Annotated in this window: 14 protein-coding genes and 1 pseudogene; 7 read left to right on the forward strand and 8 right to left on the reverse strand. The window is 42.9% G+C overall.

Translation table 11 applies throughout. The features are described from left to right. The 3 genes and pseudogenes from E4T80_RS13300 to E4T80_RS02250 form a co-directional block, all read right to left on the reverse strand. Positions 1-51: pseudogene (locus tag E4T80_RS13300) on the reverse strand (hypothetical protein); the annotation flags it as partial. A gap of 66 nt (positions 52-117) precedes the next feature. Beyond that, the gene (locus E4T80_RS02245) at positions 118-1326 is read right to left on the reverse strand and encodes a prolyl oligopeptidase family serine peptidase (protein ID WP_135054552.1); all 1209 of its coding nucleotides are present in this window, start codon (positions 1324-1326) and stop codon (positions 118-120) included. Positions 1327-1408: 82 nt separating this feature from the next. Then, the gene (locus tag E4T80_RS02250) at positions 1409-3292 is read right to left on the reverse strand and encodes a beta-glucoside-specific PTS transporter subunit IIABC (protein WP_135054554.1); all 1884 of its coding nucleotides are present in this window, start codon (positions 3290-3292) and stop codon (positions 1409-1411) included. Between the two features lie 338 nt (positions 3293-3630). Here E4T80_RS02250 and E4T80_RS12950 point away from each other — a divergent pair, with 338 nt between their 5' ends. Continuing rightward, entirely contained in the window at positions 3631-3804 is a 174-nt protein-coding gene (locus E4T80_RS12950; protein WP_194188936.1) for a hypothetical protein, read from the forward strand. Between the two features lies 1 nt (position 3805). Next, entirely contained in the window at positions 3806-5737 is a 1932-nt protein-coding gene (gene thrS / locus E4T80_RS02255; protein ID WP_135054556.1) for a threonine--tRNA ligase, read from the forward strand. Between the two features lie 51 nt (positions 5738-5788). Here thrS and E4T80_RS02260 read toward each other — a convergent pair whose 3' ends face one another. Both E4T80_RS02260 and E4T80_RS02265 read right to left on the reverse strand, forming a co-directional pair. Next, positions 5789-6334 carry an AbiU2 domain-containing protein gene (locus E4T80_RS02260; RefSeq protein WP_135054558.1) on the reverse strand — a complete coding sequence of 182 codons (546 nt, stop codon included), beginning with the start codon at positions 6332-6334 and terminating at the stop codon, positions 5789-5791. A 1-nt stretch (position 6335) separates the two neighbouring features. Beyond that, positions 6336-6584, reverse strand: coding sequence for a hypothetical protein (locus E4T80_RS02265; protein ID WP_135054560.1), 249 nt, complete (start codon positions 6582-6584; stop codon positions 6336-6338). 134 nt (positions 6585-6718) lie between these two features. On the opposite strand from E4T80_RS02265, the gene E4T80_RS02270 reads away from it, so the two are divergent. Beyond that, complete coding sequence (locus E4T80_RS02270; RefSeq protein WP_135054562.1) at positions 6719-7111, forward strand: helix-turn-helix domain-containing protein; 393 nt, start codon at positions 6719-6721, stop codon at positions 7109-7111. A 149-nt stretch (positions 7112-7260) separates the two neighbouring features. Here E4T80_RS02270 and sodC read toward each other — a convergent pair whose 3' ends face one another. From sodC to yejK, 3 genes are all read right to left on the reverse strand, one after another. Next, positions 7261-7746: a superoxide dismutase [Cu-Zn] SodC gene (sodC, locus tag E4T80_RS02275; RefSeq protein WP_407662324.1), complete on the reverse strand. Its 486-nt coding sequence runs from the start codon at positions 7744-7746 to the stop codon at positions 7261-7263. A gap of 278 nt (positions 7747-8024) precedes the next feature. Next, positions 8025-8357: an outer membrane protein assembly factor BamE gene (gene bamE / locus E4T80_RS02280; RefSeq protein ID WP_135054566.1), complete on the reverse strand. Its 333-nt coding sequence runs from the start codon at positions 8355-8357 to the stop codon at positions 8025-8027. Between the two features lie 66 nt (positions 8358-8423). After that, entirely contained in the window at positions 8424-9425 is a 1002-nt protein-coding gene (gene yejK / locus E4T80_RS02285) for a nucleoid-associated protein YejK (RefSeq protein WP_135054568.1), read from the reverse strand. 123 nt (positions 9426-9548) lie between these two features. Between yejK and E4T80_RS02290 the strand changes: the two genes are divergently transcribed. The 4 genes from E4T80_RS02290 (at position 9549) to E4T80_RS02305 (ending at position 11841) form a co-directional block, all read left to right on the forward strand. Then, positions 9549-9941, forward strand: coding sequence for a RidA family protein (locus tag E4T80_RS02290; protein ID WP_135054570.1), 393 nt, complete (start codon positions 9549-9551; stop codon positions 9939-9941). Then, positions 9941-10681: a peptidoglycan editing factor PgeF gene (gene pgeF / locus E4T80_RS02295; RefSeq protein WP_135054572.1), complete on the forward strand. Its 741-nt coding sequence runs from the start codon at positions 9941-9943 to the stop codon at positions 10679-10681. Before E4T80_RS02290 ends, pgeF begins: the two co-directional genes overlap by 1 nt. 128 nt (positions 10682-10809) lie before the next feature. After that, positions 10810-11385 carry a Der GTPase-activating protein YihI gene (gene yihI / locus E4T80_RS02300; RefSeq protein ID WP_135054574.1) on the forward strand — a complete coding sequence of 192 codons (576 nt, stop codon included), beginning with the start codon at positions 10810-10812 and terminating at the stop codon, positions 11383-11385. A 6-nt stretch (positions 11386-11391) separates the two neighbouring features. Further along, positions 11392-11841 (forward strand): DUF2489 domain-containing protein, encoded by a 450-nt coding sequence (locus E4T80_RS02305; protein ID WP_135054576.1) that lies wholly within the window; start codon positions 11392-11394, stop codon positions 11839-11841.

Here is an 11841-nt window from a genome sequence, read left to right on the forward strand (position 1 = left end):
GCAGATAAAAATTTTATGTCCTTTTTGCCGGGTTGTTTGAATAGCCTGAATTGCAGATTTTGGTAATTCACTAAAGTACCGTCCACATCTAAAAAATAATTTTGCCCATAGGTTATCCTATTGGGTTAGACGTTGTTTTGCCACCCATTGAAACAGGTGATCACCTTGCGGATTAACGGGTAAGTTTCTTGTGCTATAAATCCAAGACCAATGTCCGTTATAGTCTTTTTTGCCAATTTTTACCGTAGGATAAGCGGTCAAAATAGCTCCGCTTTCTCGTAAAAATTGGAAAACCCGTTTTGACGTTTTTGACGTATTAGTATAGGAAATCGTTGGATCGTTAGCAGAATGAACCAACCAAAGCGGTTTATGTTTGATTTTTTCTAAATCGGCTTCGGTCGTTGCTTTACCGCCTGATAACGGTGCTTTGTCTAAAGCGGGTGCTGCGACACTCGCAGCGGCAAAAAGCTCCGGATATTCAATATACATTCTAAGTGCCATATAACCGCCAGCCGAAGCGCCAAATAGATAAATCCGTTGGTTATCGATAGCATTATTTGCGACTATTTCATCAATTAAACCTTTCATTTTCTGAATATAGTTTTTGCTGTAATTGTGATACCAAGTATCGGGAGCTTGTGGGGCGATGACATAAGCGCCACCAAATATTTTCTGTGTGTTAGTTTCGGCAAAAGCAATTGCACCACGGTTTGCTAATAGCTGGGAGCGGTTGTTTTGGTATGAGCTGACACCCCCCTCACCATTACCGTGAAACCAGATGATAAGCGGTCGTTTTTGAGCGGAATTTTGCAAATTAGGTGAGAAAATTTGATAATTTAAGCCACTTTTCGATATTTTCGGGGTAAAACGCTCAACCTCATTATCCATAATATCAGTTTGCTTAAATTGAGGAATTTGAGTAAAAATACCGACTTGTTTTAGGTTAATTTGATAATCCAGTTGCTGTTCGACATTGCGTGAAATCTGCCCACCAATATAAGCTAAAGTATTTGCTTGGCTATTATCTGAGAATCTTAATTCAATATTGCCGTTATTTTTTACGCTTACGCTGTTAATTGACTGTTTGCCCTCGGATTGCCCGAATACGTTATTGTTTTGCAGATCAATAGGTAAATTACTTTTTACATAAACTTCAAAAATATCAGGGGTGAGGTTTTGACGGTTAAATTTCAGATGTTTAGTCTCTAATTCAAGAGCGGTAATTTTTTGTCCGTCATCAAATACTTGGGCTTTTAGACTAAAATTAATAGTTTGGGCAGAGAGGGTTGAACTTACTAATATCACTAAAAAAGACCACTTTTTCATTTTAGTATCTCCTAAAAGTAAGCGGTTAAACTCTTAGTTTATTTTGTAAAAGCTACTAAAAATTTAACCGCGTGTAATAAGATTATGATTTACTGAGCACTACTTTAATTAAAGGCTCGTTTTGATAAATATGTGGCGCTTGGTTGGTGATAACATCAAGGTAGTCTTCGCTGTTGGCAATAATCACCGGTGTTATTATTTGGTAACCTGCCGTTTTAATTGCTTCAATATCAAATGTGCCGAGCAGTTGCCCAACTTCGACTTTATCACCGTCTTGCACGAAAGTTTCAAAATATTTTCCGTCCAGTTTTACCGTATCCATTCCGATATGAATTAAGATTTCTAAACCATCGTCAGAGACAATATTGTAGGCGTGCTTAGTTGGGAAGACGGAGCTGATTGTACCGTTTACGGGGGAAATTAGCTCACCTTTGGTTGGTTCAATCGCAACCCCTTTTCCTAAAGCTTCTGAGGCAAACAGTGGATCTTGAATATCCGTTAATTTGTGAATATTGCCTTCTAACGGGCTGACTAAATGAAATTTTTCCATTGGAATAGCGGAAACCTGTGCGTTATTCGTTTTTTCAGGTTTTGTTACGGTATGAGTAGTTTGTTGCGGTAGCATTGTATCGCTATAACCGAATAGATAAGTCAGTATGCCTGCAACAGTAAAAGCAGCGATCATTCCAACGGTGTACATCAAAATGTTTGAGCCCTCGCCGATAATTACAGGATAAAGAAGTAGTCCCGAGAAGCCGAAAGCAAACATTTTCGTGCCACCCCAGCCAATAATCGCACCACCGATAGCACCGCCTAAAACACCGCATACAAACGGTTTTTTAAAGCGTAAGGTAATGCCGTAAATAAGCGGTTCGGTAATACCCAGTACGCCACTAAATGTTGTTGAACCGGCAAGAAATTTTATCTCTTTATTGCGTGATTTTAGGAATACAGCAAAAGTTGCCCCTGCTTGTCCTAGTACTGCCGCGGCTGTTAATGGACCGATTAAATCGAAACCGACAATCGCCATATTGTTGATCATAATCGGGACAATACTCCAATGAATACCGAAAATCACCAATACTTGCCATAAAGCCCCGACAACAAGACCGGTAGCGATAGGACTTGCTGCATATAACCAAGCCAATACGGCTGCGATTCCGTTCCCGATAGCACTGCCCACAGGCCCGATAACAGCTAGAGTGAGCGGTACAACGATTAACAATGTACAAGCAGGCGCAAAGAAGTTGCGGACAGATTCGTGCCAAATGTTTTCAAAAAAGCGTTGAATATAAGATTGAGCCCATACTGCAATTAGAATTGGAATTACACTGTAGGTATAAGTCATTGTGGCTAATTCAAAACCTAAAAAAACTAACGGTTTGCCGCTTGAACTTACCTCAACAATGCTCGGGTAAACTAACGCTGCGGCAACTGCGACTGCAATATAAGGGCTGGCTTTTACTTTAACCGCACAAGTTATGGCAAGTAAAATAGGTAAAAAATAGAAAGTTGAACTTGCTGCTGCGTCCAGCACTGTAAATGTGCCTGAAGCCGGATCTAATAAGCCCGATACCTGCAAAATCGCAATTAAACCTTTTAAAATCCCCGCACCTGCCATCACACCGATAAGAGGGGTAAATGAACCGGCAAGGAAATCAATGCCTCGATTTATTAACGAGGGTTTAGGTAAATCTGCATCATCACCTGCTTGAATATCTGCGATTTTCATTATTTCCGCATACACCTTTGGCACATTATTGCCTATGACGACTTGGAATTGTCCACCGTTTTCTACCACACTAATGACACCGGCAGTTTGCTCTATTCGGGGTTTATCGGCTTTGGTACGCTCTTTCAATACAAAGCGTAAACGGGTAGCACAGTGTACTAATGAGTGAATATTTTGTTCTCCACCAACAAGTTGGAGGAGAGCTTGTGCGAGTTTGCTAAAATCTTTAGCCATAATCATTTCCTTTTAAAGTTTCAAATCTTTCTTTAAGGCAACAAAAAAGCCTAAGCAAGATAAAACACGGTTAAGTACTTTATCTTGCTTAGGCTTGCCGAATTAACGTAACACCCTAAGTGTTTTAGTTTTTGCAAATCTAACGAAAAAAATCCCCCTTTGCAAAGGGGAATCTTTGGTTTTGTGAGCTACTTCACAAAATAATTTTAGGGATAAGGAAACATTTTCCAACCAGCAACGCGGGTGTAAATCGGTAAAATGATTTTCCCTCAAGAATAGCAAAATCGTTTTTGAATATAAAATATAGACGTGTAACTTTATGCGAAATTAACGGATTTATGCTAAAATCCCGCCACGTTTTAGTCGCCGCTTTCTTTGTGGGCGGCGTACAATGTCGAAATCAACGGAAAACCGACCGCTTGCAAGCGGTCGGTTACTCTCCGAAACGTGCAAATTTCTTTTTTAATCAACACGTAACCTTTCGTATGGGTTACCACTGTATAAGGATTTAAAATGCCAATTATTACTTTACCCGATGGCGCTCAACGCCAATTTGATTACCCTGTTTCCGTAATGGACGTTGCCCAAAGTATCGGAGCAGGGCTGGCAAAAGCCACTATCGCCGGCCGTGTAAACGGCGTACGCCGTGATGCGTCCGATATAATCTATGAAGATGCCACCCTTGAGATCATCACTGCCAAAGATGAAGACGGCTTGGAAATTATCCGCCATTCAACGGCGCATTTGCTCGGACACGCGATTAAACAGCTCTTCCCCGGCGTGAAAATGGCGATTGGGCCGACCATCGATAACGGCTTTTATTACGACATTGATTTAGATCGTTCCCTCACTCAAGAGGATATTGATGCCCTTGAAAAACGAATGCTGGAACTGGCAAAAACCAATTATGACGTCGTGAAAAAGCCGGTGAGCTGGCAGGAAGCACGGGATACCTTTGAGGCCCGTGGCGAGCCGTACAAAATGGCGATTTTAGATGAAAATATCAGCAAAGACGACCGCCCTGCACTTTATCACCACGAAGAATATGTGGATATGTGCCGTGGGCCACACGTGCCGAATATGCGTTTCTGCCACCATTTTAAATTGCAAAAAGTCGCAGGCGCATACTGGCGTGGCGACAGCAAAAATAAAATGTTGCAACGGATTTACGGCACGGCGTGGGCGGATAAAAAACAGCTTGCCGATTATTTACACCGCTTAGAAGAGGCGGCAAAACGGGATCACCGTAAAATCGGTAAAGCGCTCGATCTGTTCCATATGCAAGAGGAAGCACCGGGAATGGTATTCTGGCACAATGACGGCTGGACGATTTTCCGTGAGCTTGAAACCTTTGTACGTACTAAGTTAAAACAGTATGATTATCAAGAGGTAAAAGGGCCGTTTATGATGGATCGCGTGCTATGGGAAAAAACAGGGCATTGGCAAAACTACGGGGCGATGATGTTCACCACCTCATCGGAAAACCGTGAATATGCGATTAAACCGATGAACTGTCCGGGGCACGTGCAGATTTTCAACCAAGGGCTGAAATCTTACCGTGATCTACCGTTGCGTATGGCGGAGTTTGGCTCTTGCCACCGAAACGAACCGTCCGGCTCGCTACACGGCATTATGCGTGTGCGTGGCTTTACCCAAGACGATGCCCACATCTTCTGTACGGTGGATCAGGTTGAAAGCGAAGTAACTGCCTGTATCCGTATGGTGTACGATATTTACAGTACTTTCGGGTTTGAAAATATCAAAGTAAAACTCTCTACCCGCCCGGAAAACCGCATCGGCACGGACGAAATGTGGCAAAAAGCGGAAGACGATTTAGCCGCTGCTTTGAAAGCCAACGGGTTAGAATATGAAATTCAGGAAGGCGAAGGCGCATTCTACGGCCCGAAAATCGAATTTACCCTGCACGATAGCCTTGACCGTGCGTGGCAGTGCGGCACAATTCAGCTCGACTTCTTCCTACCGGAGCGTTTAAGCGCCTCTTATGTGGCGGAAGATAACGACCGCAGAACGCCGGTGATGATCCACCGTGCAATTTTAGGGTCGCTTGAACGTTTTATCGGGATTATTACCGAAGAGTATGCCGGTTTCTTCCCTGCGTGGCTTGCACCGACTCAAGCGGTAGTGATGAATATTACCGACAGCCAAGCGGACTATGTGCAAAGTGTAGTGAAACGTTTATCCGATGCGGGTATCCGTGTTAAAGCGGATTTACGCAATGAAAAAGTTGGTTTCAAAGTGCGTGAACACACCCTCCGCCGCGTGCCGTATATGCTTGTATGTGGTGATAAAGAGATCGAAGCCGGCAAAGTGGCGGTGCGTACCCGTAAAGGGGCGGATCTCGGCACATTTACTGTGGAAGAATTTGCCGAAATGCTCAAAAAACAAGTGCGTGATCGTGAATTGAAATTATTCGGTGAAGCCTAGTTTTTGCAAATAATCGAAGAAAAAACACCGCTTGTGCGGTGTTTTTTTATTTTATGCCAGCTTAGCATAGATTTGTTTTATGCCATAATCAGGGCAATAAGCAAATGTTAATTTATAGCCTAACTGAATATCAGCAGTATTAACTAATGCTTTTAAATAGTCTAAAAGAGCCAAAAATAAACTATCTATATCTGCATAAGTGATATTTGCCTCTACATAGAATTGATCTATGTTTAGGTTTTCAAGATGAGCAATAGATTTATCACGAATTGTTTTTACGCCCTCAAAAATGCGATCAAAATCGTCAAAATAGTCATCAAATGTTGGTATTGAGCAACTACGCTCTCCTAATGTTTCTCTTAATTGAAAAAGGCTAACCGGACTTGCTTTTTCAAAGAGTGTACAAAGCGTGAGAATAGATTGCTCAAAATAGGCTTTCTTTATTAGAGGGAATGAATAATATTGGCGGTATATCTTTCCCCCATCACTATCACGCTGTTTCGCAATCTCTTTCTGTTCTTGAAAATAATGATAGGCTATTTTCAGTCTGGAATGGAATGCCGTTAAACACTCGGAGAATGAGAGTTGATTTGTCATACTAACGTCTCCATTTTCCAGTAGTTGGATTATATTCGATATAGGATGGACAAGAGTATTTACTACCTTCGATTGTGATTGAAAAAGAGTAATCAGGGAAGTTAGAATATGAGGACGTTTTGTAGTAGCAAATGGCGTAATGATAGCCTTTCTCCTCTGCCCCTGTATTATCTGCCCTAACCCAATCATCAGCCGATGCTATAAGCGGTAAACTCAATCCAATAGTCGCGATAAGTAGTTTCTTTAACATAGAATTCTCCTAAAAAAATAAATTAGACAACGTTAGAAAATATCTATATTCTATTTGACGATTGGGATATACTCCACACAGCACATCGGCAATTTCTGCCGAATTTTGATAGAAAATAGAGAGAAAAATGGCAGATGAACGTTCAAGAGAAAATTCGGGCTATGCGAGAGATTAAACATTGGTCGCAGGAAGAAATGGCGGAGAAACTGGCAATGTCGCCAAACGGCTATGCGCGTATTGAACGTGGGGAAAGTAAATTAAATTTAGAACGGTTACAACAAATAGCAAATATTTTTAATATTGATCTCATTGAGTTAATGACCAGTAATGAAAAGGGTTTAATTTGTTTAATTAGTGAAAATAGTGATTATAGTTCAAATTATTATGCAGGCGATGAAAAAATAATATTAGAAAATGAGAAATTAAAATTAATTATTGAGCATAAAAATGAATTAATTTCACAACAGAAATCGGAAATATCAGCATTAAAAGAAATTATTACATTATTAAAAACACAAAATCATTAATTTATCTTTACATTAATTTATCTTTAAAAGAGATAAAGTTTAAATTTAAAGGGCTAATATCGAAATGAATTGATATTAGCCCTTTTGATTTGAACAGGATTTGCAAAAAACACGCTAAAACTCACCGCTTGTAGAGCGGCTCATTTATATTAGTTAATCACACCGCACGCCATTCTTGCGCCGCCACCGCCGAGTGAGGCTGGGTGATCGGCGTGGTTATCGCCACCGGCGTGGATCATTAATGCACGTCCTGCTACATCATCTAATGTTTTTAAGCGTGGAGCAAGTACTGGATTATTCGCATTGCCATGGTGATCGACAAATAACGCAGGTAAATCACCTAAGTGAGCGTTATCAGACCACGGGAAACCGTGCTGTTTAGCTTCTTTCGGATCCCAATGCCCGCCAGCCCCTAAGCCTGCTACCATTTTTCCGTCTTTCTCTTTTGGCTCACAACTTGGGTTTTGATGGATATGGAAACCGTGTAAGCCTGCACTAAGTCCTTTTAAATTCGGCGTAAAGACCAAGCCGTATGGGGATTCGCTAATAGTGATGACCCCGATATCTTTATTGCCGTTTTCCAGATCCAGTTGCTGAATTTTAATATCTTTTGTTTTCGGCATCTCATTTGCCATTGTTGGTATGGAAAAACCAAATAGTGCAGTTAATGCGAGGGGTAAGGCTTTGATTTTCATAGAAACTCCTGATGTTATATAACTGATGGGTATGGGGTAATCAAAAATGATTTTGTCGTAGTAATATGCACGGGCATAACGGACGTTATGGTTGGCAGTGGTGAGAAAACGCTTAAAGCGGCGAGCAAGGCAAAAGCGAGCCTCTGTCTGATATGTATATCGTCTGTTATGGTATAAAATCGTCAAAATCCACCTTTCCAACGGCGGATTTGAGACATTTAATTGAGCGGTTTATCCAGTTGAATATTGCTGACCAGCCCTTTTGGATCAAATTGAATAAATAGGGTGCGTTGGATAGGCTCTTCGTGCCCTTTACGCAGAATGAACACATAATCCCAACGGTTTTCCGCAAACGCATCGGTGAGCATCGGCGTACCGAGTAGGTATTGCACTTGCTCTTTATTCATTCCTACTTTGACCTGATCGATTTTTTCTTGTTCTAGATAGTTGCCTTGTGGTACGTCAATGCGATAGACCACTTTTTTAACCGTAGAGCAAGCGGTTACGCCTAGCGCAAGGCATAAAATTGCTATAAGAGATTTTATTTTCATAGTAATGACCTGTTGTAATCGCAAAAATTTACGGCGGATCATACCGAAACCGCCTATAAAATGCCATTATTTATTACGTTCGAGTTGATCCCGTAAATTTGCCGGCAATCCTTTGATAGTTAAACTGTCGTTTAGTTCATCCCAGATTAAACGCTCGCCGAGTAATTCCGCATCAAAGCTGATGGTAACCCCTTTACCCGAGCCGGAATATTTGGTTAAGGTTTTGAGCGCATTGCGTACCGGCGGAATGCTCTCAGCTAAACCGTAGGCTTGGCTTTCGGCAAAATCGGCAAAGTTTTGTTCGTTCAAGGTTGGTAGGGTTGCGGAAAGTTCTTCGAGAGCAATTTCTTCACCGCTGTTGATCTGCCCTTTACAGTAATCGAACACTTGCTTTTTCACCGCTTGGGTTTGGTTGCTGTTTAGATCTCCCTGTTCGCAATAGTCGCTCACCGCCTGTAATAAGGTTTGGTTTTGTAATTGCGGGTTTAAGCCCTCTTCGGCGCTTAAAAAATCCATAAAAAAGTCGGCTACTTTACGCCCGACTCTGCCTTTAATAAAGGTTAAATAACGGTCGGACTGGGCATTGAGCTTTAGCTCGGTCAGATTGATGCGACAGGCGATATCATATTGGGTAATGTCCAAATATTCGGTGCGTTGAACCTCTAATTTATCGTCTACCAGCATTGAAGAGCGGCTGTCGATCAAAGCGATGAAAAGGTATTCGGTCGCGAGGAACGTGTAGCGACATAAAATAAACGTGCCGCCGGCAGCAAAGGGGTATTTGGCTAATTCAGTCGCTAACATTTTAGCGCAACTGTGGCTAAACGACAGAAAATCACTTTCCCCCTCTAATAAGCGATTAAGTTGTTGGGCGAACACCGATTCCGCCTGAAACACGCCGTACGCCTTGGCTTTGCCTTGGTAGGCTTGATGCAGTTGCAGCATCATTTGTTCGACTTCGGGGCTAATCGCTAATAAATTTTCCCGCAGAATAGTGGTTAAATTGGGGGTATCGCCGTCATTTTGGTGAAGTTGATGAAGGACGATTTCGGTTACATTGATACTCATAATCTTTCTCTTGCAAGCGGTCTGAAAAAGGCAAATTGATGCAAAACATTATAAGCTATTTACAAACGGCAAAAAACCTTTCAAACTCTTTGTGTTGATTTATCACTTAATGAGGAAAATCCAATGACACAGATTATTCATACCGACAACGCCCCAAAAGCCATCGGGCCTTATGTTCAAGCCGTTGATTTAGGCAATTTAGTTTTGACTTCAGGGCAAATTCCGGTCAATCCGCAAACGGGCGACGTGCCGAGCGATATTGCCGAACAAGCTCGCCAGTCCCTCGAAAATATCAAAGCGATCATCGAACAGGCAGGCTTAACGGTGGCGGATATTGTTAAAACCACGGTTTTTGTTAAAGATTTAAACGATTTTGCAACCGTAAATGCCGAATACGAAGCCTTTTTCCGTGAAAATCACCACCCGAATTTCCCCGCCCGTTCGTGTGTGGAAGTGGCTCGCCTACCGAAAGATGTCGGCATCGAAATTGAAGCGATCGCCGTGAGAAAAGGCTAATGGAATTTATCCTGCCGAATTGGTCAGTGCCGGCACATATCCACGCCTTGACTACCACCCGCTCAGGCGGCGTGAGCCAAGCCCCGTTCGAGAGCTTGAATGTGGGCGAGCACGTTAATGACGATCCGCTCGCCGTCCGGCAAAATCGTACTTTATTGCAAAATGCCTTGAAGTTGCCGAACCCGCCGGTGTATCTGACTCAAACCCACAGCACACAGGTTTTGACGTTGCCTCATCAAGCCGAGCAAAGCCTTGAGGCTGATGCGGTTTACACGGATCAACCCAATCAAGTCTGCCTTGTGATGACCGCCGACTGCCTACCCGCTCTCTTTTGTAGTGAAGACGGCACGGAAATTGCCGCCGCTCACGCCGGTTGGCGAGGCTTGTGCGATGGGGTATTGGAAGCCACAGCGGCTAAATTCCGCTGCCTGCCGCATCAAATTAGGGTCTGGCTTGGGCCGGCGATCGGCGCAACGGCATTTCAAGTCGGGCAGGATGTGATCGGCCAATTCTGTGCGGTCGATCCCCAAGCCAATAGTGCCTTTGTGCCGGATCAGTGTGCAAGCGGTAAGTTTCTCGGCGATCTTTACCAAATTGCCCGCCAGCGTCTTCAGCGGTTGGGGATTACGCAGATCAGCGGCGGCGATTATTGCACCTATACGGACAGCAAACGCTTCTTCTCTTACCGCCGAGAGAATATGACCGGCAGAATGGCAACGCTGATTTGGCGAAGCGAATAGTAGCAAGCGGTCGAATAATAGCAATTTTTTGCAATATTTGACCGTTTGCATTATTTCGTTTTGCCAATTTTTCATTCTCGGCAGTTATGGTACAATCTCCGCCTATTTTATGATGAGAAAACGAGATTATGAGCCGTCAGAAGAAAACACGCCGCATTACCGATATTATGCCCGCCCGTAAGGTTGAGAAAAAACCGTACGAACAATCCAAAGCCAAACCGAGCAAAAACCGTAAACCGACCCGCTATGAATTGGATTTAGCGGCTAAGGAAGAGAAGAAAAAACGCAAGCATAAGGGCTTGCCCTCCGGCAGCCGTGCCAACGAAGGTGTAAACGAGAAAAAAGCAGTGGCGAAAGAGGTGAAAGATCCGCGTATCGGTAGCCGCAAAAAAGTGCCGTTGATGGTGGAATTTGTTAATCAGCCGGAAAAAGGCAAGTTTATTAAGCCGGTAGCGGTTGAGGAAACGCCACGTTTAGCGCCGGAAGTTGAGTTGGAACAGTTGGAAAGCAACGAATGTTTAAATCAATTATTAGATGATTTGGAAGCGGGTAAAACGTTGTCGCCGGCGGATCAAAAATTTGTGGACGACTGTTTGGAGCGTGTACATCAGTTGATGACCGAACTGGGTATTGAAGACGAAGATGAGAGCGATGATGCCTTGTTACGTCAATTTGAAACCCTAGATATTAACCAATTCCGATAATAGCAAATGATGCGATTTTTCTTAATCATTCTCGCCCTGCTGATTCTGCTGGCAATGGCGGGCTATGCGTTTTCGTTGGTGCTGAAACTACGCCGTCAAAAACAGCAATTAGCGGCGGCACAAAAATCACGTTATTTAGCGGTAATTGACAGTATTGACGTGATTGCCCGTGCAATGTTGGCACAGCAGTGTGATTTTTCCGAAGGGGTATTGCGTTTAAAGCCTCTGTTAGATGTACTGGGCAAAAAATTAAACCGTTTTGTCGCTATGTGGGCGTTGTATGAAACGGTAGAATCTATGCCGATTTTAGAGGCTCGTCAGCAATTAAAACGCAATGAACGAATGAAATTGGATCTCACCCGTGAGGCAAAAGAGGCGGAGCTTGCCGAGCAAATCAAGCTCGAATTACGCCAATTATTAACGGAAATTGCCCAATTTAAACAAGAGTTGAAGTAG

Source organism: Muribacter muris, assembly GCF_004569585.1.
In the GTDB taxonomy this organism is placed as follows: Bacteria; Pseudomonadota; Gammaproteobacteria; order Enterobacterales; family Pasteurellaceae; genus Muribacter; species Muribacter muris.